Consider the following 25,677-nt stretch of genomic DNA (forward strand, 5'->3'; position numbering starts at 1 on the left):
CTTCGTTTGAACAACAGTACTTGAGGGCTTCAGTTTCTTTTAATCTTCCCGGCGAGTTGCTGGCCCATGATCGCGATCTGCCTTGCGCCATGCGGCACCAGGTAGATGACGAGGAACAGCAGCACGCCGAATACCGCGCCGGAAAGGCCCTTGGAGATGCTCTCCGCCATGTTGGGCACGAAGATGATGAAGGCCGCACCGACGAACGAGCCGGGCAGCCAGCCGACGCCGCCGACGACCATGCCGAGGAACAGCGAGATCGCCAGCGTGATGGTGTAGCTGTCGGGCGCGACGAACTGCACGGCGATGGCGCCGAGCGAGCCGGCAACGCCGGTGATGCCGGCGGACACCCCGAAGGCCAGCGTCTTGTACAGGGCGACGTTGACACCCATCGAGGAGGCCGCGATCTCGTTGTCGCGGATCGCCATGAAGGCGCGGCCCGAGCGGGAGCGCAGCAGGTTCACCGAGAAGATGTAGATCGCGAGCGTCACGATGAGCGTGAAATAGTACAGCCACATGTCCTGCGACATCGGCAGGCCGAACGGCGCGTCAGGCTTGGTGACGACGAGGCCCTGTACGCCGCCGGTCCAGTGCTCGAGGAAGTTCAACTTCAGCAGCTGCGGCATCGCGGTCGCAAGCGCGAAGGTCGCGAGCGCGAGATAGACGCCCGACAGCCGCAGTGCCGGCTTGCCGAACAGGTAACCGAACCCGAAGCAGACCGTGGCGGAAATCGGAATCGTCAGCGCGTAGTTGATGTTGGCGTGCTCCATCAGGACCGCCGACGTATAGGCGCCGACGGCGTAGAACGCGCTCTGGCCGAGCGAGAACTGGCCCGAGCCGCCCGTCAGGATGTTGAGCGCCAGCACCGCGAGCCCGTAGATCAGGAGCATCGTCATCTGGAAGATGATGAAGTTCTTGACGAACACCGGCACGATCAACAGCACCGCCAGCACCAACAGCGAGGTGCCCGTGCCGAGCGTCATGGCCCGCTTCGGAACCGCCTCGACCGCCTCGTGGCCTTCGCCGACGACTTCTTCTGCTGCGCTCATGATCAAACTCGCTTGACGATTTGCCGGCCGAACAGGCCAGCGGGTTTGACGACCAGGACGGAGATGATCAGCGCGAGCGCGATCGGGAGTTTCAGCTCGTTGCCGACGCCGGGGATGTAGGTGCCGGCGAGGTTCTCGAAGACGCCGACCAGGAAGCCGCCGACCACCGCGCCGAACGGGCTCGACAGCCCGCCGAGCACCGCGGCGGCAAAGCCGTAGATCAAGACGCCGCCCATCATGTTGGGCTCGAGGAACACCACAGGAGCGATCAGCATGCCGGCGATCGAGCCGATCGCGGTGGCCATGCCCCAGCCGAGCGCGATCATCCAGCTCGTGTTGATGCCGACGAGACGGGCCGATTCAGGCACCGAGGCGGCCGCGCGCATGGCGAGACCGATCCGGGTATACTGGAAGAAGAAGTAGAGCCCGAGCAGCAGCAGCACGGTGACGCCGATCATGCCGGCCTGGTGGGTCGAGATCAGCTGGCTGCCCAGGAACGGCGAGGAGCCGAACGGGGTCGGATACTGCTTGATGGTGAAGTCCCAGATCAGGCCGGCCGAGGAGTTGATGATCGCAAACAGCGCGATGAAGCCGGCGACATTGGTCAGCACCGGTGCCTTGGCGAGCGGCTTGAACAGGATGCGCTCGATCGCGATGCCGGCGACGAAGGAGAATGCCAGCGTGATGATGAAGGCGGCCCAATAGGATACGCCCCATTGCATCAGCTGCCAGGAGATGAAGGTCGAGAACATCGCCATCTCGCCTTGCGCGAAGTTGAGATGGTCGATGGCCTGGTAGATCATGACCACGGCGAGCGCCATGCAGGCATAGATCGCGCCCGTGGCGATGCCGGCCAGGACCTGGTTGGTGAACAGCTCCATTGTCCCGGCTCCCTCAGTAACCCAGATAGGATTTGCGGATTTCTTCGTTGTTCGCGATGTCCTTGGCCTTGCCCGACATCACGATGCGGCCGGTCTCGATCACATAGGCCTGGTCGGCCAGCTCGAGCGCGAGCTGGGCGTTCTGCTCGACCACCAGGATCGACACCTTGTCCTCGCGGTTGATCTTGCCGAGGATGCCGAACAGGTCGCGTACCACCAGCGGCGCGAGGCCGAAGGACGGCTCGTCGAGCAGCATCAGCCGCGGCCGCAGCATCAGCGCGCGGGCGACCGCGAGCATCTGCTGCTCGCCGCCGGACAGCGTCCCGGCCTGCTGGGTGTGGCGCTGCTTCAGCACCGGGAAATGCGCGTACATGCGCTCGATGTCGGAGACGATGCCGGCGCTGTCCTTGCGGGTGATGGCCCCGAGCTGGAGGTTCTCCTCCACCGTCATGGTGGTGAAGGTGCCGCGGCCCTGCGGCACGTGGGCGATGCCGTACCGCACGATGCTCTCGGTGGAGCGGCTGTTCAGCGGCTTGCCGTCGAACTCGATGCCGCCGGTCGAGCGCACCATGTTGCAGATCGCGCGCAGCGTGGTGGTCTTGCCGGCGCCGTTGGCACCCAGCAGCGTCACGAGCGAGCCCTCGTTGAGCGAGAAGGACAGGCCATGGAGCGCCTGGACCTGACCGTAATAGGCGCGCAGGTCCTTGACGTTGAGCAGCGTCGTCATTGGTCCTTGCTCCCGAGATAGGCCTTGATGACGTCGGGGTCGGCCTGCACCTGGGCGGGCGTGCCTTCCGCGAGCTTCTTGCCGAAGTTCAGCGCGACGACGTGGTCGGCGATCGACATCACGAGGCCCATGTGGTGCTCGACCAGCAGCACGGTCATGTGGCGCTCGTCGCGGATGCGGCGGATGAGGTCGCCGAGCACATAGACTTCCTCATGGTTGAGGCCGCCGGCCGGCTCGTCGAGCAGCAGGATCTTCGGATCGGCCGCGAGCGCGCGCGCCAGCTCGACGCGCTTCTGCGTGCCGAAGGGCAGGCCTGACACGACGGTGTGGGCGACGTCCTCGAGATCGAGATAGGCGAGGATCTCGTGCACCTTCTTGTTGACGCTGGTCTCGCTGCGCCGGACCCAGGCAAGCTTCAGGGAGTCGCTGATGATATCGCTGGAGGTCTTCGAATGGGCGCCGACGCGGACGTTGTCCATCACCGACAGGTTCGGAAACAGCGCGACGTTCTGGAAGGTGCGGCCGATGCCGATCTCGGCGATCCGGTGCGGCGGCCGCGTCAGGATGCTCGCGCCTTCCATCAGGATGTCGCCGGACGACGGCTGATAAAGCCGCGAGAGGCAGTTGAACAGCGTGGTCTTGCCGGCGCCGTTGGGGCCGATCAAGCCGAGGATCTGGCCCTTGTGCATGTCAAAGGACACGCCGTTGAGCGCGATGATGCCGCCGAACACGACGCTGACGTCGCGAACCGCGAGCAGGGGCGATGTCCCCTGCGCGAGCTGTGCCTGCGTCATCTCGTCTCGCCCACACTGTTCAGTGGGCGATGGGGCGATGTGAACCGCTCCCGGTGATGACAAAGGCTATCTGATCCCCTCGGCCACACGCGCAACTTTTCCTCCTGATTTCAGCTTTTTGCTGATGTCTTTTTTGGAATGCGGCATCAGACCCCCGAGCGCCGCTTCGATGTTCCTTACCATCGCTAAGAGACGCGGTCCAATGTCGTCGATCAAATGCTCTTCCGTGAAGCGGAATGCGGGCGCGCCGCAATTGAATGCGTAGGGACCGGTTCCGTCGTTGAGCCTAAGCGCGACGCCGGCGGCGCCGATATCGTCGTGCCAGTCGCCGACGGAGATCGCAAAGCCGTACTTCGCGACGGTCTCGCCGGAGCGTTCCAGCCCTTCGCGCATCTTCGGCCAGCGGCTGCCGTAATGCTCCCGCAGCAGGCGCGAGAGCTCTGCGCGATCGTCGGGGTCGAGCGCCCAGAAATAGGCGCGACCCATCGCACTGGTTGCAATCGGCACGCGGGAGCCGACGTCAAGTTGAACACCGACCGTCTCGCTGCCGCGGCTCTGTCCGAAATAGATCATGCTGTGACGGTCGCGACCGCCGACGGCGACGGCGCCGCCGGTCGCGCGCATCAGGTCCTCGCGAAACGGCTCGGACAAATGCCGAACGCCGAGATTGGCGAGCGCTGCGTAGCCGAGCGACATTGCGGCGGGGGTGAGCTGGTACTTCTCGAAGCGGGGAACCGGCGTCAGATAGCCGAGCTTGGTCAGCGTATAGGTCAGCCGCGACACGGTCGGCTTCGGCAGGTTGGTCCGCGCCGCGATTTCCTGATTGCCGAGAAGACCGTCATTGGGTTGGAATGCGCGCAATACGTCCAGTCCGCGGGAAAGCGCGACGACGAAGTTCCGATCGGTCGCGGTCTTCTTTCCTGTACGCTTCATCCCTGATCTGCTTCTTGCGCGGAGTCGTTGACAACGTCCGTGCTTCAAAATAACCCTGCCGTCAAGATGCGGAATTAAATTCCGCACCGCGAAATCGACAAAAGTATATAGCCCCACCAAGGAGGGACACCGTGAGCGAAGTGGTCAAGCTTGAGCGTCATGACGAAGTCGGGATCGTCACGGTCAACAGCCCTCCGGTCAATGCGCTGAGTGCCGCAGTCCGTGGGGGCATCCTGGAATGCATCAAGGCCGCAATCGCCGATCCCGCCATCAAGGGCATCGTGCTGACCTGTGCCGGCCGCACCTTCATCGCGGGGGCCGACATCACCGAATTCGGCAAGCCGCCGAAACCTCCCGCCCTCAACGACGTGCTGTCCGAGATCGAGAACTCGCCGAAGCCGGTGGTCGCTGCGATCCACGGCACGGCGCTCGGCGGCGGCCTCGAGGTCGCGCTCGCCTGTCATTTCCGCGTCGCCGTCAAGGAAGCCAAGCTCGGCCTGCCGGAGGTTAAGCTCGGTCTTCTGCCGGGCGCCGGCGGTACCCAGCGCCTGCCGCGCGCGGTCGGTCCTGAGCTCGCGGTCAAGATGATCGTCGGCGGTGATCCCATCGGAGCCGCGGAAGCGCTGAAGAACGGCCTGATCGAGGAAATCGTCGAAGGACCGGCGTCGGGCGGCGAGGCCTTCGTGCGCAAGCTGCTGGCCGAGAAGCGTCCGCTGCGCCGCCTGCGCGACGACGATTCCAAGATCGCGGCCGCCAAGGCCGACCGTTCGATCTTCACCAATGCGGTCGCCGCCATGACCAAGAAGTCGCGCGGCCTGGAAGCGCCGTTCGCCGCCGCCGACGCGGTGGGCTACGCCATTGACCTACCTTTCGATGAAGGCCTGAAGAAGGAGCGCGAGGGCTTCCTGAAGCTCGTCGCCAGCGACCAGTCCAAGGCGCAGCGCTATGCCTTCTTCGCCGAGCGCGAAGCCAGCAAGATCGCCGGCGTCCCTGACGGCACCAAGTCGCGTCCCGTGAACCGCGTCGCCATCCTCGGCGCCGGCACCATGGGCGGCGGCATCGCGATGTCTTTTGCCAATGCCGGCGTTCCCGTCACCCTGATCGAGACCGGCGAGGAGCAGCTCAAGCGCGGCATGGGCATCATGCAGAAGAACTGGGAAGCGACCGCGGCGCGCGGCGGTATCCCCGCTGACGCGCCTGCCAAGCGCATGGCGCTCATCAACGGCGTCGTCGGCATCGAGAATGTCGGCGATGCCGACCTCGTCATCGAAGCCGTGTTCGAGACCATGGCGGTGAAGAAGGAAGTGTTCGGCAAGCTCGACCAATACGTCAAGCCCGGCGCAGTGCTCGCCTCCAACACCTCGTATCTCAACATCGACGAGATCGCGAAGTCGACCAAACGTCCGGAGGACGTGCTTGGTATGCACTTCTTCTCCCCCGCCAACGTCATGAAGCTGTGCGAGATCGTGCGCGCCGACAAGACCGCGCCGGATGCCCTGGTGACGGCCGTCACCATCGCGCGGAAAATTGCAAAAGTGCCGGCCGTGGTCGGCGTCTGCGACGGTTTCGTCGGCAATCGCATGCTGGCGCAGCGCGGCAAGCAGTCGGAGAAGCTGTTGTTCGAAGGCGCGCTGCCGCAGCAGGTCGATGCCGTGGTTACGAAGTTCGGCATGCCGATGGGCCCGTTCGCGATGGGCGACCTCGCCGGCCTCGACATCGGCTGGCGCTCGCGCAAGGACCGCGGCATCAAGTCGGAAATCGCAGACGCGCTGTGCGAAGCCGGCCGTTTCGGTCAGAAGACCGGCAAGGGTTACTACAAGTATGAGGCAGGCTCGCGCTCGGCGCTGCCCGATCCGGAGGTCGAGAAGCTGATCGACGAGACGCTGCTGCGTCTCGGCCGCAAGAAGCGCGTCGTCAGCGACGAGGAGATCCTCGAGCGGATGATGTATCCGATGATCAACGAGGGCGCGAAGATCCTGGAAGAGGGTATCGCCGCACGTCCGTCCGACATCGACGTGGTCTGGCTCTATGGCTATGGCTGGCCGATCTATCGCGGCGGCCCAATGTTCTGGGCCGACAGCGTCGGTCTCAAGCACATCGCCGATCGCCTGGCCTTCTACGCCAAGGAGACCAACGACCCCAGCCTCGAGCCCGCCCCGCTGCTGAAGAAGCTCGCGGCCGAAGGCAAGACGTTTGCCTCGCTGGCGGCGGCGTCGAAGGCGGCGTGATGGGGCTTTGCGCTCCAACTCTCCGTCATTCCGGGATGGCCCGCAGGGCCAGACCCGGAATCCATTTCGCCGCTGAGCGCGCGGCCCGATGGATTCCGGGTTCGATGCTTCGCATCGCCCCGGAATGACGACCGAATGTGATGCAGAGAATGACCCATCCCGGCGAACAGTTTTACCCCGAGGGCGTGCGGTGGGACGACACCATTGTCCAGGGCACGCTGCCTGACCTGCTGTCGAAAGCCGCTGCCGACTACGGCCCGCGCACCGCGCTGGAGTTCCGGGACCGTTCGATCACCTACACCGAGCTCGCAGCTCAGGCCGAGCGCGCCGCCGCGGCGTTTCTGCGCGCCGGCTGCGGCAAGGGCTCCTCTGTCGCGCTGTTCCTCGGCAATTCGCCGGATCACTCCGTCAACTTCTTCGGCGCGCTGAAGGCGGGCGCCCGCATTGCGCATCTGTCGCCGCTCGACGGCGAGATCGCGCTGACCCACAAGGTCTCCGATTCCGGCTCGCGCCTGCTGGTCACGTCCAATCTCGCGGCGCTGCTGCCGACCGCGCTGAAATTCCTGGAGAAGGGGCTGATCGATCGCCTCGTCGTCTGCGAGGACGATCATTGGGGCAAGGTCGGCACGCCGCAGGCGGCGATCCCCAATGATCCGCGCATCGTGACGTTCAAGGTCTTCGTCGAGGGCGCGACCGCGCCGGCAGAATGGCCCGCCGTGACGGCCGACGACGTCGCGCTGCTGCAATATACCGGCGGCACCACCGGCCTGCCCAAGGGCGCGATGCTGACGCACGGCAATCTCACCTCCGCTGTGTCGATCTACGACGTCTGGGGCAAGCCTTCGCGCGCCGCGCGCGGCGACGTGATCGAACGCGTGATCTGCGTCCTGCCGCTGTTCCACATCTATGCGCTCACTGTGGTGCTGCTGTCCTCGCTCAGCCGCGGCAATTTGATCTCGCTGCATCAGCGCTTCGACGTCGAAGCCGTGATGCGCGACATCGAGGTCAAGCGCGCCACGTACTTTCCGGGCGTGCCGACGATGTGGATCGCGATCGCCGCGCTGCCTGACCTCGACAAGCGCGACTTCTCCTCGCTCACTGTCATCGGCTCCGGCGGTGCGCCGCTGCCGGTGGAGATCGCGAACTTCTTCGAACGCAAGGTCGGCAAGAAGCTGCGCAGCGGCTGGGGCATGACCGAGACCTGCTCGCCCGGCACCGGTCATCCGCCCACGGGGCCGGAGAAGCCCGGCTCGATCGGCCTGATGCTGCCCGGCATCGAGCTCGACGTCGTCGCGCTCGACGATCCCAAGCGCGTGCTGCCGCCGGGCGAAGTCGGCGAGATCCGCATCAAGGGCCCGAACGTCACCAAGGGATACTGGAACAGGCCGGAGGGTTCAGCGGAGGCCTTCGTCGACGGCCGCTTCCTCACCGGCGACATCGGCTATGTCGACACCGACGGCTACTTCTTCCTGGTCGACCGCAAGAAGGACATGATCATCTCCGGCGGCTTCAACGTCTATCCGCAGATGATCGAGCAGGCGATCTACACCATACCGGGCGTGCACGAGGTGATCGTGCTCGGCATTCCCGACCCCTATCGCGGCGAGGCCGCAAAGGCCTTTATCAAGCTGAAGCCGGACGCAAAGCCGCTCTCGCTCGACGAGCTGCGCGCGCAGCTGGCCGGCAAGCTTGGCAAGCATGAACTACCGGCCGCGGTCGAATTCGTCGACGATCTGCCGCGTACGCCGGTCGGAAAATTGTCGCGCCACGAATTGCGCCAGCAGCAGAAACCGTCACAATCCAAATCATAGACAAGTAGGTTCACAGGAGGATCCGATGGATCTCGCATTCACGAAAGAAGAGCAGGCGTTTCGCGAGGAAGTGCGATCATTCTTCCGCGACAACGTGCCGCCGGATACGCGGCGCAAGCTGGTGGAGGGCCGCCACCTCTCGAAGGACGAGATGGTGACGTGGTGGCGCATCCTCAACAAGAAGGGTTGGGGCGTCAGCCACTGGCCCAAGCAATATGGCGGCACCGGCTGGACCAGCGTCCAGCACTACATCTTCAACGAGGAGCTGCAGTCCTATCCGGCGCCGCAGCCGCTCGCCTTCGGCGTCAGCATGGTCGGCCCGGTGATTTACACCTTTGGCAATGAGGAGCAGAAGAAGCAATATCTGCCGCGCATCGCCAATGTCGACGACTGGTGGTGCCAGGGCTTTTCCGAGCCCGGCTCCGGCTCCGACCTCGCCTCGCTCAAGACCAAGGCCGAGCGCAAGGGCGACAAGTGGATCATCAACGGCCAGAAGACCTGGACGACGCTTGCCCAGCACGCCGACATGATCTTCTGCCTGTGCCGCACCGACAACAATGCGAAGAAGCAGATGGGCATCTCCTTCATCGTGTTCTCGATGAAGTCGAAGGGCGTCACGGTGCGCCCGATCCAGACCATCGACGGCAGCCACGAGGTCAATGAAGTGTTCTTCGACGACGTCGAAGTGCCCGTCGAGAATTTGATCGGCGAAGAGAACAAGGGCTGGGACTACGCAAAATTCCTGCTCGGCAACGAGCGCACCGGCATCGCTCGCGTCGGCGTCTCCAAGGAGCGGCTGCGCCGCATCCGCGATCTCGCCGGCAAGGTCGAATCCGCCGGCAAGCCGATCATCCAGGACGCCGCGTTCCGCGAGAAGCTGGCGGCCTGCGAGATCGAGCTGAAGGCGCTCGAGCTCACCCAGCTCCGCGTCGTCGCCGACGAGGGCAAGCACGGCAAGGGCAAGCCCAATCCGGCCTCCTCGGTGCTGAAGATCAAGGGCTCCGAGATCCAGCAGACCACCACCGAGCTGCTCATGGAAGTGATCGGCCCGTTCGCCGCGCCTTACGATGTGCACGGCGACGACGGCTCGAACGAAGCCATGGACTGGACCGCCCAGATCGCGCCGAGCTACTTCAACAACCGCAAGGTCTCGATCTACGGCGGCTCCAACGAGATCCAGCGCAACATCATCGCCAAGGCGGTGCTGGGGCTGTGAGGCAACAATGACGGTGTCGTCCTCCGCGAAAGCGGGGGACCCAGTACGCCGCGGCGGTCGTGAGTACGGCAGGCGGCTGCGTTTACTGGATCCCCGCCTTCGCGGGGATGACGTCTGAGGGTGAGGCGACGGCAGGGCAATTCCCGCCGATTTGGAGAGAAACATGGATTTTGATCTGAACGAGGAGCAGCGGCTTCTCAAGGAAAGCATCGACGGCCTGCTGACCGATTCTTACGATTTCGAGCAGCGCAAGAAATACATGAAGGAGAAGGGGGGCTGGAGCAAAGCCGTTTGGCTCAAGCTCGCCGAGCAGGGTCTGCTCGGCCTGCCCTTCGCGGAAGCCGATGGCGGCTTCGGCGGCGGCGGCGTCGAGACCATGATCGTGATGGAGGCGCTCGGCAAGGCGCTGGTGCTCGAGCCTTACCTCGCGACGGTCGTGATCGGTGGCGGCTTCCTGCGCCATGTCGGCACCGATGCGCAGAAAGCCGCGCATCTGCCCGGCATCATCGACGGCAGCAAGACGCTCGCCTTTGCCCAGCTCGAGAAGAACTCCCGCTACGATCTGTTCGACGTCACCACGACGGCGAAGAAGAAAGGCAACGGCTGGGTCATCGACGGCGAGAAGTTCGTCGTGCTCAACGGCGAGAACGCCGACACGCTTGTCGTCACCGCGCGCACCAAGGGCGATCGCCGTGACAAGACCGGCATCGGCGTGTTCCTGGTCCCCGCCAATGCCAAGGGCGTGACCAAGAAGTCCTACCCGACCCAGGACGGCCTGCATGCCGCCGACATCACCTTCACCGGCGTCGAAACCGGCCCCGATGCGGTGCTCGGCAATCCCGAGGATTCGCTCGCGCTGATCGAGCGCGTGGTGGATGAGGCCCGCATCGCGCTCTGCGCCGAGGCAGTCGGCTTGATGGATGAATCGCTGAAGACCACTGTCGAGTACATCAAGACCCGAAAGCAGTTCGGCGTCGCGATCGGCTCGTTCCAGTCGCTGCAGCACCGCGCCTCCGACATGTTCGTCGCCGCTGAGCAGGCGCGCTCGATGTCGATGTTCGCGACCATGGCGAGCGATTTCGAGAGCGCCCAGGAGCGCGCCAACGCCGTCGCGGCGGCCAAGGTGCAGATCGGAAAGTCGCTGAAGTTCGTGGGACAGCAGGCGATCCAGCTGCACGGCGGCATCGGCATGACCATGGAGGCCAAGATCGGCCACTACTTCAAGCGCCTCACCATGATCGAGAACAGCTTCGGCGACACCGACTACCACCAGCGCCGCGTCGCGGACTCGGGCGGGTTGGTCTGACCACACTATGACTGTCATCCCGGGGCATCGCGAAGCGATGAGCCCGGGATCCATCGGGCGGCATCACGTGCGGTGAAATGGATTCCGGGCTCGCGCCAAGTGGCGCGCCCCGGAATGACCAGGAGAGGGAGCCCAACAACAATGAAAAACACCCCGTTCGATCTCACCGGCAAGGTCGCCGTGGTCACCGGCTCCAGTCGCGGCATCGGCCGCTCCTCCGCCGAACTCCTGGCAAAGCTCGGCGCCAAGGTCGTGGTGTCCTCGCGCAAGGCGGATGCCTGCAAGGAGGTCGCCGACGGCATCATCGCGGCCGGCGGCGATGCCGCCGTCATTCCCTGCAACATCGCGCGCAAGGCGGATGTCGAGGCGCTGATCGCGGGTGCGACCAGGCATTACGGCAAGATCGACATTCTCGTCTGCAACGCCGCGGTGAATCCCTATTACGGCCCGCTGCTCGACATCACGGATGAAGCCTTCGACAAGATCATGGGCTCGAACGTCAAGAGCAACATCTGGCTCTCGGCGCTGGCGATCCCGCAAATGGCCGAGCGCGGTGGCGGCTCCGTGATCATCATCTCCTCGATCGGCGGCTTGCGCGGCTCCACCGTGATCGGCGCCTACGGCATCTCCAAGGCGGCCGACTTCGCGCTGTGCCGCTCGCTCGCCGGCGAATGGGGCCCGAAAGGCGTTCGCGTCAACTGCATCGCGCCCGGCCTCGTCAAGACCGATTTCGCCCGCGCGCTCTGGGAGGACGAGGCCATGCTGAAGCGCCGCACCGCGACCACGCCGCTGCGCCGCATCGGCGAGCCCGACGAAATCGCCGGTGCCGTCGCCTACCTCGCCTCGGATGCGTCGAGCTTCATGACGGGACAGACCATCGTCATCGACGGCGGCGTGACGACGGCCGCGGTGTAGCTCTTACCACTTGCAATTGCACGGCGAGCGCGCTCCACTTCATCTTCCCTGGAGGGAAGGGACGAGCGTAGCTCGCCCGTGGGTCGCTCGCGCGTAGCGCGAACGGGGTGGGGTGATCTCTCAACTCGAGCACTGTTGGCTGTGGAGAGACCGTCACTCCACCCCGGATCACATTCCGCTGCGCTGCATGTGATCCGACCCTCCCCCTCCAGGGGAGGTAAGCAAGACCAACCTTGACCTTGCCATTCTAATCCGCTCCCTTTGGCGCGACACAATGACTCCCTCCGGGGAAACGCCAAGCTAAACGCCAAGGTAGCCGCCATGTCTTTCGTCCTCGCCATCGACCAGGGCACCACCTCCTCGCGCGCCATCGTGTTTCGCGGCGATATTTCCATTGCGGCGAAGGCGCAAGCCGAGTTTCCGCAGCATTTTCCGGCCTCGGGCTGGGTCGAGCATGAGCCGGAGGACATCTGGACCTCGACCGTGATGGTGTGCCGCGAGGCGATCGAGCAGGCCGGCATCAGCGCAACGGACATCGCCGCGATCGGCATCACCAATCAGCGCGAGACCACCGTGGTGTGGGACCGCGCGACGGGGCAGGCCGTGCACCGCGCCATCGTCTGGCAGGACCGCCGCACCGCCGACATCTGCGCGAAACTGAAAGCGGAAGGCCGCGAGCCCGTGATCTCGCAAAAGACCGGCCTGATCATCGATCCCTATTTCTCCGGCACGAAGGTCGCCTGGATCCTCGACCACGTCCCCGGTGCCCGGGCCCGCGCCGCGCGCGGCGAATTGATGTTCGGCACCGTCGATTGCTATCTGCTCTGGCGCCTCACTGGCGGCAAGGTGCACGCCACCGATGCCACCAACGCCTCGCGCACGCTGCTGTTCAACATCCACACCGGCCAGTGGGACGACGAGCTCCTCGAGATCATCGGCGTGCCGCGCTCGATGCTGCCCGAAGTGAAGGACTCTTCCGCCCGCTTCGGCGAGAGCACGCCCGATCTGTTCGGCGGCGCGATTGCCATCTCGGGCATCGCCGGCGACCAGCAGGCCGCGACCATCGGCCAGGCCTGCTTCCGTCCGGGCATGATGAAGTCGACCTACGGCACCGGATGCTTCGCGCTGCTCAACACCGGCACCACGCCTGTGGTGTCGAAGAACAAGCTGCTCACCACGGTCGCCTATCAGCTCGAGGGAAAACGCACCTACGCACTCGAAGGCTCGATCTTCGTGGCGGGCTCGGCGGTGCAATGGCTGCGCGACGGCCTCGGCATCATCAAGCATGCGGCCGAGACCGGACCTCTTGCTGATCAGTCGGACTCCATGCAGAGCGTCTATCTCGTTCCCGCCTTCGTCGGCATGGGCGCGCCCTACTGGAATCCACGCGTGCGCGGCGCGCTGTTCGGCCTGACCCGCAACACCGGTCCCGCCGAGCTCGCCCATGCCGCGCTGGAGAGCGTCTGCTACCAGACGTTCGACCTTTGGGCCGCGATGCGCGCGGACTGGCCAAGCTCCGAAACCGCCAGCGTCGTGCTCCGCGTCGACGGCGGCATGACCGCTTCCGACTGGACCATGCAGCGCCTCGCCGATCTGCTGGATGCGCCCGTCGACCGCCCCGTGATCCAGGAGACCACCGCGCTGGGCGCCGCCTATCTCGCCGGCCTCCAGGCCGGTGTCTATCCCGAGCCGACAAAATTCGCCGACAATTGGCGCCTGGAGCACCGCTTCAAGCCGAACATGAGCGGGGCCACGCGCGAGCGGAAGCTCGCGGGCTGGGCGAGGGCGGTCAAGGGCGTCCTGGCGAGTGACGAGGGGGAGGGGTAGCAGTAACTTCGTAGCCCGGATGGAGCGAAGCGAAATCCGGGACAGCTATCGCTTGTGGCGCAAATCCCGGATTACGCTGCGCTCCATCCTGGCTACACATTGTCTCTCCACCGTCATTGCGAGCGGAGCGAAGCAATCCAGACTGCCTCTGCGGAAAGATCCTGGATTGCTTCGCTGCGCTCGCAATGACGGAGTATGGAGCGGCTGACACAGGGCTGGCCCATGACGCAGGGAAGCAAGGACCCATGATCCTCCCCGACGGCTATTCCGACGTCCCCGCCGGCAAGATCGCCGCCGTCGTCACCCATCTCGAGATGACCGCGCGCCCTCCGCGCCGTGACGATCCCCCCGGCGCCTGGACCCTGCGCAAGGTCGACGCCCCCGCGCTTCCTTGGTACCGCGATCTCTTCCGCCGCGTCGGCGAGGATTGGCTGTGGTTCTCGCGCGCACGCATGACCGATACGGAGCTCGCCGCAAGCATCCGCGCGCCGGGCATCGAAGTCTACGCGCTCTCCGTAAATGGCCGCGACGAAGGCCTGCTGGAACTCGACTTCCGCGAGCCCGGCCAGTGCGAGCTGGTCTATTTCGGCGTCACCGCATCCTTGATCGGCACCGGCGCCGCCCGCTTCCTGATGAACCGCGCGCTTGAGCCCGCATGGTCACGCGAGGTCCGCCGCGTCTGGGTCCACACCTGCACCCTCGACCACCCATCGGCCGTTGCCTTCTATCAGCGCTCCGGCTTCCGCCCGTTCCGCCGCCAGATCGAAATCGCCGACGATCCACGCCTCGACGGCACGGCGCCGCGCGATGCGGCGAAGCATGTGCCGATCATCGACTCGCCGTAGCCCGGAAGAGTGCAGCGAAATCCGGGCTGAGTCGGTCTCTCCCCGCCGTCATTGCGAGGAGCTCTTGCGACGAAGCAATCCAGACTGCCACCGCGGAGAGAGTCTGGATTGCTTCGCTTCGCTCGCAATGACGGTGCGGGCGACGCTTCAAAACACCTCCTGCTTCCCCCTTGCCAGCGAAAATCCCCGCTGCATCGCATTGAAGCACGTCAACCCGCTCTGCTCCGACCTGCAGGTGAATCCCGCGCGCTGCCACACCTCGTTATAGGCCAGCACCGGCAGCGAGGCGTCCATCACGGTGTCGCCAGCGCAGATGCGGCCCGCGGCTCGCTTCGCGCTCATCTCGAAGGCGTGGCCATAATCGAGCTCGCAATCGGCGGGGCGGCGTGGGCGGGTCTCCATGTTCATGATGTCGCAGCGGAGCACGCCCTGGCCGCTATCGCCGAAGAACTGGCAGACGATGTTTTTCGATGGCGTGAGAAAGCCGATCGGGCGGTCCTGGGCGCGGGCAGGGCTCGCCGCGGCGAGCACGGCGACGCCAAGTCCCATCATTGCAAATCGCCGCATCATGCATGCTCCTGCGTCCGGCACTGTCATGCCCGGACTTGATCCGGGCATCCATCCCTATTCTATAGTGGGCTCGTGAAAAAGATGGGCGGCCGGGTCGAGCCCGGCCAGGACACGCGAGTACGAACCATGTTCCTGATCGGCCAATATGATTCCCCCTTCGTCCGCCGCGTCGCGATTGCGCTGAAGCTCTACGGCCTCACCTTCGGGCACAGGCCGTGGTCGACCTTCGGCGATGCCGACCAGATCGCTCCGTACAATCCGCTGCGGCGCGTGCCGACCCTGGTGCTCGACGACGGCGAGGCGCTGATCGAGAGCACCATCATCCTGGATCATCTCGACGACCTCGTCGGCGAGGCGAAGGCGATGCTGCCGCGCAGCGGCGCCGAGCGGCGCAAGCATTTGCGCATCTGTGCGCTCGCGTCCGGCCTCGGCGACAAGGCGGTCAGCCTGCTCTACGAGCGTGTGCTGCGAAAGGAGCAGCTCACGCTATGGGTCGAGCGTTGCCAGGCGCAGATTGCGGACGTGCTGAAGGTGCTCGAGGCCGAGCGCGCCAGGGTGACGACGCCGTACTGGCTGGGCGATCGGATCGGTCACGCCGACGTCGCGGTGGCCTGCGTCGTCCGCTTCACCCGCGAGGCGCATCCGCAGCTGTTCGATGCGTCGCGCTATCCGGCGCTGTCGGCGCATGCCGAGCGCTGCGAGGCGCTGGCGCCGTTCAAGGAGTTCGTGCAGCCGCTGGCCCCGCCGAAGGGCTGAGGCCCGGTGCTCGGGCCCCAAGCTACCAGATCGTGGGGAGCCCGGCGGGCAAAACACACGAGCCCTGGGTCAATCAACGTCGCTCAAAATATTCCGCTTTACCGAAATTCGGTTTCGGCGTATGTGTCGGCCATCCTGATCCGGCGAAAGGGGCGGTCGTACGTCGTTTCGAACCGCGGATCGGGGAGCGGTGGACGCGGCAGCGTCGTGCACGAGAGGTGGGAGCAGGGCGGGAGAACCCCGTGAGGTCCCGGCGGCGTGCGGACGAGCGGCGCTTGAAGCGTACGGCCAAATCGCGTGGTCCTGGCTGTCGTTGCTACAGCCAAGCCTTGCGGAGGTGCGGGCCGCCCGACCGGGCGAAGCGCACCGCCAATTCGCGAGGTGACGGAGGCAAGCAAGAATTTCGTCTCCGGGGAGAGCGCGCCATACGCCGTCAAACATCGCGCAGGGAAGGCCGGTCGTTTCCGGCTTCACCTGTCATCCGTTGTGCATTGCGTGTGCATTCTCATCGCACGACGGACAAGCGGGTGCCAGCCGGCGCCCGGCCTTCCCTGCGCCCTTTCGCTATGAGGGCGTGAAGAGGCCAGCAAAACTCGGGCGGAACAAGCCGCGAGGAGGCGAAGGCATGTCTGCGGGCCACAACCTCCGACATCGTAGGGTGGGCAAAGCGAAGCGTGCCCACGCATTTTTCGCGATCGAGAGAGATGGTGGGCACGGCGCTGTGCGCCTTTGCCCACCCTACGGCACTGGGTCTGCCGCAAACACAACTGTCATCGCCCGGCTTGACCGGGCGATCCAGTACTCCGAGACGGCTGTTATTGAATCGAGAGGCCGCGGCGTACTGGATTCCCCGCCTTCGCGGGGAATGACAGTGTTAGTTGGAGAATGAGCCATCACCTCACTCTCCGTCATTGCGAGCGCAGCGACTTGTCCGCCGAAGCCTTCGGCGGAGGCGGAAGCAATCCAGGGTCTTTCCGCGGAGGGATTCTGGATTGCTCCGTCGCAAGGGCTCGTCGCAATGACGTGGAGAGAGCGGCGCCTACCCCGCGCCCGCGCGCTTCTTCTGCCAGACGAGATGCACCGCGCAGGTGCAGCCGGGCGGATGCGAGGCGAGGTCCTTTGAGGTCTCGTCGTTCGCGGGCGTTGCCGCAAACGCCTTGTCGGTCCCCTCTCGCGCGGGAATGTAGTTCAGCACCGGTGCGAGCCAGCGCTCGGTCTCCGCCACCGTCATGCCCTTGCGGGCGGCATAGTCCTCGACCTGGTCGCGCTCGATCTTGCCGACGCCGAAATAATAGCTGTCGGGACTGGCGAAGTAGAGCCCGGATACGGACGAGCCGGGCCACATCGCAAAACTCTCGGTCAGCTTCACGCCACAGCTGGCTTCCGCATCGAGCAGTTCGAACAGCGTCGCCTTCTCGGTGTGATCGGGCTGTGCGGGATAGCCGGGCGCGGGGCGGATGCCCTGGTATTTCTCCAGGATCATCTCCTCGTTGGAGAGCGCCTCGTCCGGCGCATAGGCCCAGAACTCGCGGCGCACGCGGGCATGCATGCGCTCGGCGAAGGCTTCGGCGAGGCGGTCGGCCAGCGCCTTGCACAGGATCGAGGAGTAGTCGTCGTTCGCCATCTTGAAGCGATCGGCGACGGCGTCCTCGCCGATGCCGGCGGTGACCACGAAGCCGCCGACATAGTCCGGCACGCCCGCGGGCGCGACGAAGTCGGCCAGCGCCGCGTTGAAGCGGCCTTCGCGCTTCTCGAGCTGCTGGCGCAGCGTGTGCAGCGTCGCGACGCGCTTCGTGCGGCTCTCGTCGGCATAGAGCACGATGTCGTCACCGTCAGCGTTGGCCGGCCAGAAGCCGATCGTCGCGCGCGCCCTGAACCATTTCTCCTTGACGATGGTGTCGAGCATCTTGCGCGCGTCGTCATAGAGCGAGCGCGCGACCTCGCCGACCTTGGAATCGTTGAGGATGGCGGGGAAGCGTCCCGCGAGCTCCCAGGTCTGGAAGAACGGCGTCCAGTCGATGCAGTCGACCAGCTCGCCGAGGTCGTAGTCGTCAAAGCTGCGGATGCCGAGGAGGGTCGGCTTCACCGGCTTGCTCTTGGTGAAATCGACCGGCACGCGGTTGGCACGCGCGGCCGCCAGCTTCAGGCGCTTCTTGTCGGCCTGCGCGCGCAGATGCGCGTCCGAGATTTTTGCGTATTCGGCGCGGACTTCGGCGGCATAGGCCTCGCGCTTCTCGGGCGAGAGCAGCGAGGAGGCGACGCCGACCGCGCGGCTGGCGTCGTTGACATGCACGACGGGACCGGCGCGATAGCTCGGGTCGATCTTGACGGCCGTATGCACGCGGCTGGTGGTGGCGCCGCCGATCAGCAGCGGCAGCTTGAGGCCTTCGCGCTGCAATTCGCCGGCGAAGAATGCCATCTCGTCGAGCGAGGGCGTGATCAGGCCGGAGAGACCGACGATGTCGGCCTTCTCCGCCTTCACGGTCTCGACGATCTTGGCGGCAGGCACCATCACGCCGAGGTCGATGACCTCGAAATTGTTGCACTGGAGCACGATGCCGACGATGTTCTTGCCGATGTCGTGGACGTCGCCCTTCACGGTCGCGAGCACGATCTTGCCCGCGGAGGAGGAGCCCTCGGTGCCGATCCCGTTGGCGAGATTGCGCGCCTTCTCTTCTTCCATGAACGGCATCAGCCAGGCCACCGCCTGTTTCATGACGCGGGCGGATTTCACGACCTGCGGCAAAAACATCTTGCCGTCGCCGAAGAGATCGCCGACCACGTTCATGCCGGCCATCAGCGGTCCCTCGATCACGTCGAGCGGGCGCGACGAATTCTTGCGGGCTTCTTCGGTGTCCCGCTCGATGAACTCGGTGATGCCGTGCACCAGCGAATGCGACAGCCGCTTCTCCACCGGCCATTCGCGCCAGGCGAGATCGGCCTCCTTGGTCTGGGTCTTGTTGCCGCGGAATTTCTCGGCGAGCGCCAGCAGCCGCTCGGACGCGCCCGCGTCGCGGTTGAGGACGACGTCCTCGCAAACCTGGCGCAGCTCCGGATCGATGTCGTCATAAACGATCATCTGCCCGGCGTTGACGATGCCCATGTCCATGCCGGCCTTGATGGCGTGATACAGGAACACCGAATGCATGGCCTCGCGCACCGGCTCGTTGCCGCGGAACGAGAACGAGAGGTTGGAGACGCCGCCCGAGATGTGCGCGGCCGGCAGGTTCTGCCGGATCCAGCGGGTCGCCTCGATGAAGTCGACGCCGTAATTGTTGTGCTCCTCGATGCCGGTCGCGATCGCAAAAACATTGGGATCGAAGATGATGTCCTCAGGCGGGAAGCCGACCTTGTTCACCAGGATGTCGTAGGCGCGCTTGCAGATCTCGGTCTTGCGCGCGAACGTGTCGGCCTGGCCGACCTCGTCGAATGCCATGACGACGACCGCCGCACCGTGATGGCGGGCGATCTTCGCCTCGTGGATGAACTTCTCCTCGCCTTCCTTCATCGAGATCGAATTGACGACCGGCTTGCCCTGCACGCATTTCAGGCCGGCCTCGATCACCGAGAATTTCGAGGAGTCCACCATCACGGGGACACGGGCGATGTCGGGCTCGGCGGCGACGAGGTTGAGGAAGGTCACCATCGCGGCTTCGGAATCGAGCAGGCCCTCGTCCATGTTGACGTCGATGATCTGCGCGCCGTTCTCGACCTGGTCGCGCGCGACCTGCAGCGCGGCGGTGTAGTCACCGGCCGTGATCAGCTTGCGGAAGCGCGCGGAGCCGGTGACGTTGGTGCGCTCGCCGACGTTGACGAACGGAATCGCGTCCGTCAGCACGAACGGCTCGAGGCCGGAGAGCCGGAGGCGCGGGCTGATCTCCGGCACGATGCGCGGCTTGTGTGGGGCCACCGCGGCGGCGATCGCCGCGATATGGCCCGGCGTAGTGCCGCAGCAGCCGCCGACGATGTTGACCAAACCATCGCGCGCGAACTCGCCGACCAGGCGCGCCATGTATTCGGGCGTCTCGTCGTACTGACCGAACTCGTTGGGCAGGCCGGCATTGGGATAGGCACAGACCAGCGTGTCGGCGACGCGGCCGATATCGGCGATATGCGCGCGCAGGTCCTCGGCGCCGAGCGCGCAGTTGAAGCCGATGGTGACAGGCTTGGCGTGCCGGACCGAATACCAGAACGCCTCCGGCATCTGGCCCGAGAGCAGGCGGCCGGACTTGTCGGTGATGGTGCCCGACACCATCACCGGCATGTCGATGCCGCGCGCTTCGGTGATCTCCGCGATCGCATAGAGCGCCGCCTTGGCGTTCAGCGTGTCGAAGATGGTCTCGACCAAGAGCAGATCGACGCCGCCGTCGAGCATGCCGTTGATCTGCTCGCCATAGGATTTGCGCAGATCGTCGAAGGTGACGGCGCGGTAGCCGGGATTGGAAACGTCGGGCGAGATCGAGGCGGTGCGGTTGGTCGGGCCGATGGCGCCCGCGACGAAGCGCGGCCTGCCGTCCTCGGCTTCGACGCGCCGCGCGGCATTGCCGGCAAGGCGGGCGCCTTCGCGCGCCATCTCGTAGACGATGTCGGTGAGGTCGTAATCGGCCTGCGCGATCGAGGTCGTGGAGAAGGTGTTGGTCGCGACGATGTCGGCACCGGCGCGCAAATACGCCGCGTGGATGTCCTCGATCGCCTGCGGCTGGGTCAGGATCAAGAGGTCGTTGTTGCCGCGCAGGTCGCGATGGAAATTCTTGAAACGCTCGCCGCGGAAGGCGGCCTCGTCGAACTGGAGGTTCTGGATCATCGTGCCCATGGCGCCGTCGAGCACGAGGATGCGCTCGCGCGCGGCGTTGAGCAGGGCAGTTCGCTTCGGAGAGGTGGATACGGTCATGTTGTCTTACGCCGCCTTCTGCGCGCTCTTGGCGCGGATGCCGAGCAAATGGCTGATCGCGAACACGAGATCGGCGCGGTTCATGGTGTAGAAATGGAAGGTGTCGACGCCGTGCTTGGCAAGCTTCTGCACCTGGCCGGCGGCAACGGTCGCGGCCACCAGCTTGCGGGTCTCGGCATCGTCATCGAGGCCTTCGAATTTCGCGGCGAACCAATCGGGCACCGAGGTGCCGGCGCGGGTGACGAAATTGCGGGCCTGCTTGAAATTGTGCATGGGCATGATGCCCGGCACGATCGGGATGCTGATGCCGCGGGCGCGGACGCGGTCGAGATAGCGGAAGTAGAGGTCGTTATCGAAGAACACCTGGGTGATCGCGCGGCTCGCGCCGGCATCGACCTTGGCCTGCAGCGTGTCGATGTCGGCATCGAAGTCGCGCGCCTCCGGGTGCTTCTCCGGATAGGCCGAGACCGACACTTCGATATCGGCATGCCGCTTCTTGATCCCCGCGACGAGCTCCGCCGAGCTCTGATAGCCGTCGGGATGGCTGGCATAGGGCGTGCCGATGCCGCCGGCGGGATCGCCGCGCAGGCCGACGATATGGCGGACGCCGACCTCGTGATAGCGGTCGACGATCTCGTCGATCTCGCCGCGCGAGGCGCCGACGCAGGTCAGATGCGCCGCCGGCAGCAGCGCGGTCTCTTTCAGGATGCGCGAGATGGTGGAGTGGGTCCGCTCCCGGGTCGAGCCGCCGGCGCCGTAGGTCACCGAGACGAATTTCGGGTCGAGCGGGGCGAGCCGGTTGATGGTCTCCCAGAGATTGCGCTCCATATCTTCCGTCTTGGGCGGAAAGAACTCGAAGGAGATCGCAGGGCGCTTCAGGTGCCCGTCTTGCCCGTCGGCTCGGGAAGGCGTCGTCAGATCGGTCATGGCACCACTCGCTCCAGATTGCGTCGCCAAATTTGGCGGCGGCCGGTCAGGTTCTCGCTTGAAGGGCCTAAGATAGGGCAAAGGTGAATCGAGCTACAGCCCATCGTGGATGGGAAATGGCCCACTTCGTGCGGAATGTATTGAATTCTTGTGCCTAAATGCTGAATTTGTGGGATACGTGTAAGATCCAAAAAGTTACGTATAATCAATACAATATGGCCTAAGAGCCGGAGCCAACGGGCAAAGCGTGGCGGTGGGCAGTGTGAATTGATGACGACGCAGTCGCCGGTCGTCCCAACGTCTGCTGGAGGGCCGGTTCGCAGCCCGCACACGCCAGACCTGCGCCGTCAGCCCATTGCCGCGTCGCCGCCCGCAACTAATTTAGCGCGCCATGATCCCGCTCTCAGTCCTCGACCTCTCGGTCGTCACATCAGGCACCAGGCCTGCCGCGGCGCTGCGCAACAGCATCGACCTGGCGCGCCATGTCGACGGGCTCGGCTATGTCCGCTACTGGCTCGCCGAACACCACAACCTCGCCTCGGTCGCGAGCCCGGCGCCCGACGTCATGATCGGGCAGATCGCGGCGGTGACCAAGCATATCCGCGTCGGCTCCGGCGGGGTGATGCTGCCCAATCACGCCCCGCTGGTGGTGGCCGAGCGCTTCAAGATGCTGGAGGCGCTGTTTCCCGGCCGCATCGACCTCGGCCTCGGCCGTGCGCCCGGCACCGACGGCGCGACGGCTTACGCGCTGCGGAGCCGGCTCGACCGCCGCGAGGGCGACGATTTTCTGGAGCGGCTGCACGAACTGATTCTGTGGCAGACGCGCGAATTCCCCGCAGGACATCCCTACAACAACGTCGTCGCCATGCCCGACGACACCGCCCTGCCGCCGATCTGGCTGCTCGGCTCCAGCGATTATTCTTCGGAGCTGGCCGCGCAAGTGGGCATGGGCTTCGCCTTCGCCCATCACTTCGCGTCCCACGATGCAGTCGGTGCGATGGTGCATTACCGCAACCGCTTCCAGCCCTCGTCATGGCGTGCGAGTCCGCACGCGATCCTCGCAGTCGCGGCCATCGCGGCCGACACCGATGAGGAGGCCGAACGGCTCGCCTCTTCGTTCGACCTCAACCGGCTGCGCCGCGACCGCGGTCAATATCTGCCGCTGCCGAGCGTCGAGGAGGCGCTGGCCTATCCTTACTCCGACTCCGAGCGCACCTCGATCCTCCGCAACCGCTCCCGCCTGTTCGTCGGCAGCCCCACGACGGTCCGGAGGAAGCTGCAGCCGCTGATCGACGCGAGCAGGCCGGACGAGTTGATGGTGATCACCGCCGTGTATGACCACGAGGCGCGGAAGAAGTCATATGCGCTGCTGGCGGAGGCGTTTGGGCTTGGAGCAGACGTGTAAGTCGTTGCTGTGCCCCGGACGCAGCGCAGCGCCCTTCAGCGGTGCGCTGCAGAGCCGGGGCCCATCTCGCGATTGGGTATTTTGGCTTCTGGGTCCCGGCTCGCGCTTCGCGCGTCCGGGACACGAGACTAATCCTGCTGCGCTTCGCTGAACGTCGCGCGGAACGGATGGCCCGGATACACGCCGACGATGCGGAATTCGCGCGAGAAGAATTTCAGCTCCTCGATCGCGAAGGCGAGGCCCTTGTCCTCGGGGTGGCCATCGACGTCGGCATAGAACTGCGTGGCGAAGAAATTGCCGTCGACCATGTAGCTCTCGAGCTTGGTCATGTTGACGCCGTTGGTGGCAAAGCCGCCGAGCGCCTTGTAGAGCGCGGCGGGCAAATTGCGCACCCGGAAGACAAAAGTCGTGACCAGCGGTCCCGTGCCCTGCGAGCCCCATTTCGGCTCGCGCGCCAGCACCACAAAGCGCGTGGTGTTGTGGGCTTCATCCTCGATGTCCTCTGCGAGGATGTCGAGGCCGTAGATCTTGGCGGCGAGGCGCGAGGCGATCGCGGCGACGGACTTGTCCTTGCGTTCCGAGATGTCGCGGGCGCTGCCGGCGGTATCGGCGTGCACGATCGGCTTGATGCCAAGCTTGCGGATGATGCGCCGGCACTGGCCGAGCGCATGCACATGGCTCTCGACGCTCCTGATGTCGTCGAGCTTGGTGCCTTTCACCGCCATCAGCTGATGCCGCACCGGGAGAAACCACTCGCCGATGATGAAGAGACCGGAGGCCGGCAAGAGATGATGGATGTCGGCGACGCGGCCGGCGACCGAGTTCTCGATCGGAATCATGCCGAGATCGGCCTCGCCCGACGAGATCGCAGACAGCGCGTCCTCGAAGGTGGCACAGGGCATCGGCTCGGCGTCGGGATAGGCCTCGACGATCGCGATGTGGGAATTGGCTCCGGGCTCGCCCTGGAATGCGATTTTCAGCTTGCTCATGTCTTAAAAGTGCTCCTGCGGCGCCTTGTAGCAGCCGCTCAGGATTTGGAAAGGATGCTGCGCGCGGTTTCCAGGTCGGGCGGCGTGTCGACGCCGCGGGGCACGCTGTCGACGATCATGATGTCGATGCGCATGCCGGCTTCAACCGCCCGGAGCTGCTCCAGGCTTTCCTGACGCTCCAGCGGTGAAGGCGGCAGCGAGACGAACCGCTCCAGCGCAGCGCGGCGGTAAGCATATAGGCCGATGTGGTGGTAGCGCGGTCCGTTGCCGTAAGGGGCTGTAGCGCGGGTAAAATAAAGTGCCCGCATGCGCCGCGGGCCGATCGGCGAGCCGATGGCCTTCACGACGCTCGGGGCGAGGTCCTCCTCCTCGGTGTGGATCTGCGAGGCCAGCGTCACGATGTCGACCGCCGGATCGGCAAAGGGCGGCAGCACCTCCCGGATGGTGGCCGGCGTGATCGTCGGGAAATCGCCCTGCAGGTTGATCACGATCTCCGCCTTGCCGTCCGGGTCGAGCTTCTGCATGGCCTCGTGGATGCGGTCCGAACCAGAGGGGTGGTCGGCGCGCGTCATCACGGCTTCGCCGCCATGGGCCGTCACGACCGAGGCGATCTCCGGCGTATCGGTTGCGACCGCGACCCGGCCGATACCGGCGGCCTCGGCGCGGCGCAGCACATGCACGATCATCGGCTGGCCCGCGATATCGGCGAGCGGCTTGCCGGGCAGGCGGGTGGCGGCCATGCGGGCCGGGATCAGCACCAGGATGCGAGGATCGATCATCGGGTCAAGAGCCTGCAAACAGGGCGTTTTCCGCGCCGAGAAATGGAGTGGGGACGGGTTGAAAGCCGGGTCGCTTATACGGGTTGCCAGACCCCGGGCAAACCGATATCTCAATGGCAAAACTCGGGGAAACAATAGGGAACGTTTGATTCTCCCGAGGCTCGTCCTGGCGGCCGATTGCGCCGCTGTTTCCTTCTTGCGGTGGGGCCTGGCCGGAAATGGACTCTTTCGAACTCAATAAAATCATGGGTGCCGTGCTTGGTACCTGTCTCTTTCTCTTGGTGACCAGCTTTACCGCCCAGGCTCTTTTCTCGCCCAAGATGCCGGAAAAGCCCGGCTTCGAGATCGCCGTGAAGGAAGATGCCGGCCACGGCAAGGAAGGCGGCGCTGCCGCCGCAGCTTCCGAGCCGATCGAAAAGCTGCTCCAGACCGCCTCCGTCGAAAAGGGCTCTGCAGCCGCCAAGAAGTGCGGCGCCTGCCACACCTTCGAAAAGGGCGGTCCGAATCGCGTTGGTCCGAACCTCTATGGCGTCGTCGGCGAGAAGCGGGGCGAGGGCCGCGGCGGCTTCAACTTCTCGGCTGCCATGAAGGCCAAGGGCGGCACCTGGACGTTCGACGACCTCAACAAGTTCATCGCCAATCCGAAGGGCTTCATCCCGGGCACCGCGATGGGCTTTGCCGGTATCCCCAAGGATTCCGAGCGCGCTGATGTCATTGCCTATCTGAATTCGCTGTCAGAGCACCCTCAGCCGCTGCCGACCGCGTCGAAGTAAGGCCTCAAGAACCTGTCTTGGAATATGCGGCCAGGCTGAAAAGCCTGGCCGTTTC

At 65.0% G+C, this 25,677-nt stretch carries 20 protein-coding genes; 10 read left to right on the plus strand and 10 right to left on the minus strand.

Annotation, left to right across the window (positions count from 1 at the left end; translation table 11 throughout):
• Nucleotides 1-29: 29 nt before the first annotated feature.
• The 5 genes from IVB26_RS04470 to IVB26_RS04490 form a co-directional block, all read right to left on the minus strand.
• Complete coding sequence (locus tag IVB26_RS04470) at nucleotides 30-1,049, minus strand: branched-chain amino acid ABC transporter permease (RefSeq protein ID WP_247970752.1); 1,020 nt, start codon at nucleotides 1,047-1,049, stop codon at nucleotides 30-32.
• 2 nt (nucleotides 1,050-1,051) lie between these two features.
• On the minus strand, nucleotides 1,052-1,930 hold the full coding sequence (locus IVB26_RS04475; protein ID WP_247970753.1) for a branched-chain amino acid ABC transporter permease: 879 nt from the start codon (nucleotides 1,928-1,930) through the stop codon (nucleotides 1,052-1,054).
• A 13-nt stretch (nucleotides 1,931-1,943) separates the two neighbouring features.
• Nucleotides 1,944-2,657, minus strand: a complete 714-nt coding sequence (locus tag IVB26_RS04480; protein ID WP_247970754.1) for an ABC transporter ATP-binding protein — start codon at nucleotides 2,655-2,657, stop codon at nucleotides 1,944-1,946.
• Complete coding sequence (locus IVB26_RS04485) at nucleotides 2,654-3,451, minus strand: ABC transporter ATP-binding protein (protein WP_247970755.1); 798 nt, start codon at nucleotides 3,449-3,451, stop codon at nucleotides 2,654-2,656. The genes IVB26_RS04480 and IVB26_RS04485 overlap by 4 nt, the downstream gene beginning before the upstream one ends.
• Before the next feature lie 66 nt (nucleotides 3,452-3,517).
• Nucleotides 3,518-4,384, minus strand: a complete 867-nt coding sequence (locus IVB26_RS04490) for an IclR family transcriptional regulator (RefSeq protein WP_247970756.1) — start codon at nucleotides 4,382-4,384, stop codon at nucleotides 3,518-3,520.
• 131 nt (nucleotides 4,385-4,515) lie between these two features.
• On the opposite strand from IVB26_RS04490, the gene IVB26_RS04495 reads away from it, so the two are divergent.
• From IVB26_RS04495 to IVB26_RS04525, 7 genes are all read left to right on the plus strand, one after another.
• Nucleotides 4,516-6,612, plus strand: coding sequence for a 3-hydroxyacyl-CoA dehydrogenase NAD-binding domain-containing protein (locus tag IVB26_RS04495; protein ID WP_247970757.1), 2,097 nt, complete (start codon nucleotides 4,516-4,518; stop codon nucleotides 6,610-6,612).
• Between the two features lie 149 nt (nucleotides 6,613-6,761).
• Nucleotides 6,762-8,423 carry a dicarboxylate--CoA ligase PimA gene (gene pimA, locus IVB26_RS04500; protein ID WP_247970758.1) on the plus strand — a complete coding sequence of 554 codons (1,662 nt, stop codon included), beginning with the start codon at nucleotides 6,762-6,764 and terminating at the stop codon, nucleotides 8,421-8,423.
• Between the two features lie 25 nt (nucleotides 8,424-8,448).
• Nucleotides 8,449-9,639, plus strand: a complete 1,191-nt coding sequence (gene pimC, locus IVB26_RS04505) for a pimeloyl-CoA dehydrogenase large subunit (RefSeq protein WP_247970759.1) — start codon at nucleotides 8,449-8,451, stop codon at nucleotides 9,637-9,639.
• 163 nt (nucleotides 9,640-9,802) lie between these two features.
• Nucleotides 9,803-10,945: a pimeloyl-CoA dehydrogenase small subunit gene (gene pimD / locus IVB26_RS04510; RefSeq protein ID WP_247970760.1), complete on the plus strand. Its 1,143-nt coding sequence runs from the start codon at nucleotides 9,803-9,805 to the stop codon at nucleotides 10,943-10,945.
• Between the two features lie 141 nt (nucleotides 10,946-11,086).
• Nucleotides 11,087-11,860 carry an SDR family NAD(P)-dependent oxidoreductase gene (locus IVB26_RS04515; protein ID WP_247970761.1) on the plus strand — a complete coding sequence of 258 codons (774 nt, stop codon included), beginning with the start codon at nucleotides 11,087-11,089 and terminating at the stop codon, nucleotides 11,858-11,860.
• Between the two features lie 321 nt (nucleotides 11,861-12,181).
• Nucleotides 12,182-13,687, plus strand: a complete 1,506-nt coding sequence (gene glpK, locus IVB26_RS04520) for a glycerol kinase GlpK (protein ID WP_247970762.1) — start codon at nucleotides 12,182-12,184, stop codon at nucleotides 13,685-13,687.
• 245 nt (nucleotides 13,688-13,932) lie between these two features.
• Nucleotides 13,933-14,532, plus strand: a complete 600-nt coding sequence (locus IVB26_RS04525) for a GNAT family N-acetyltransferase (protein ID WP_247970763.1) — start codon at nucleotides 13,933-13,935, stop codon at nucleotides 14,530-14,532.
• Between the two features lie 147 nt (nucleotides 14,533-14,679).
• On the opposite strand, the gene IVB26_RS04530 is transcribed toward IVB26_RS04525, so the two are convergent.
• Complete coding sequence (locus tag IVB26_RS04530; RefSeq protein ID WP_247970764.1) at nucleotides 14,680-15,102, minus strand: DUF6636 domain-containing protein; 423 nt, start codon at nucleotides 15,100-15,102, stop codon at nucleotides 14,680-14,682.
• A 126-nt stretch (nucleotides 15,103-15,228) separates the two neighbouring features.
• On the opposite strand from IVB26_RS04530, the gene IVB26_RS04535 reads away from it, so the two are divergent.
• Nucleotides 15,229-15,858 carry a glutathione S-transferase family protein gene (locus IVB26_RS04535; protein ID WP_247970765.1) on the plus strand — a complete coding sequence of 210 codons (630 nt, stop codon included), beginning with the start codon at nucleotides 15,229-15,231 and terminating at the stop codon, nucleotides 15,856-15,858.
• Nucleotides 15,859-16,897: 1,039 nt separating this feature from the next.
• Here IVB26_RS04535 and metH read toward each other — a convergent pair.
• Both metH and metF read right to left on the minus strand, forming a co-directional pair.
• Nucleotides 16,898-20,749: a methionine synthase gene (gene metH, locus IVB26_RS04540; RefSeq protein ID WP_247970766.1), complete on the minus strand. Its 3,852-nt coding sequence runs from the start codon at nucleotides 20,747-20,749 to the stop codon at nucleotides 16,898-16,900.
• Between the two features lie 6 nt (nucleotides 20,750-20,755).
• On the minus strand, nucleotides 20,756-21,676 hold the full coding sequence (metF, locus tag IVB26_RS04545; protein WP_247970767.1) for a methylenetetrahydrofolate reductase [NAD(P)H]: 921 nt from the start codon (nucleotides 21,674-21,676) through the stop codon (nucleotides 20,756-20,758).
• A 391-nt stretch (nucleotides 21,677-22,067) separates the two neighbouring features.
• Here metF and IVB26_RS04550 point away from each other — a divergent pair, with 391 nt between their 5' ends.
• Nucleotides 22,068-23,081 carry an LLM class flavin-dependent oxidoreductase gene (locus IVB26_RS04550; protein WP_247970768.1) on the plus strand — a complete coding sequence of 338 codons (1,014 nt, stop codon included), beginning with the start codon at nucleotides 22,068-22,070 and terminating at the stop codon, nucleotides 23,079-23,081.
• A 128-nt stretch (nucleotides 23,082-23,209) separates the two neighbouring features.
• On the opposite strand, the gene IVB26_RS04555 is transcribed toward IVB26_RS04550, so the two are convergent.
• Together IVB26_RS04555 and IVB26_RS04560 are read right to left on the minus strand one after the other, a co-directional pair.
• Nucleotides 23,210-24,070, minus strand: a complete 861-nt coding sequence (locus tag IVB26_RS04555; RefSeq protein WP_247970769.1) for a prephenate dehydratase — start codon at nucleotides 24,068-24,070, stop codon at nucleotides 23,210-23,212.
• Between the two features lie 38 nt (nucleotides 24,071-24,108).
• Nucleotides 24,109-24,849 carry a 3-deoxy-manno-octulosonate cytidylyltransferase gene (locus tag IVB26_RS04560; protein ID WP_247970770.1) on the minus strand — a complete coding sequence of 247 codons (741 nt, stop codon included), beginning with the start codon at nucleotides 24,847-24,849 and terminating at the stop codon, nucleotides 24,109-24,111.
• 218 nt (nucleotides 24,850-25,067) lie between these two features.
• Here IVB26_RS04560 and IVB26_RS04565 point away from each other — a divergent pair, with 218 nt between their 5' ends.
• Nucleotides 25,068-25,622: a c-type cytochrome gene (locus tag IVB26_RS04565; protein WP_247005541.1), complete on the plus strand. Its 555-nt coding sequence runs from the start codon at nucleotides 25,068-25,070 to the stop codon at nucleotides 25,620-25,622.
• The last annotated feature ends 55 nt before the right edge of the window (nucleotides 25,623-25,677 follow it).

The sequence above is a fragment of the Bradyrhizobium sp. 195 genome (genome assembly GCF_023101665.1).
In the GTDB taxonomy this organism is placed as follows: Bacteria; Pseudomonadota; Alphaproteobacteria; order Rhizobiales; family Xanthobacteraceae; genus Bradyrhizobium.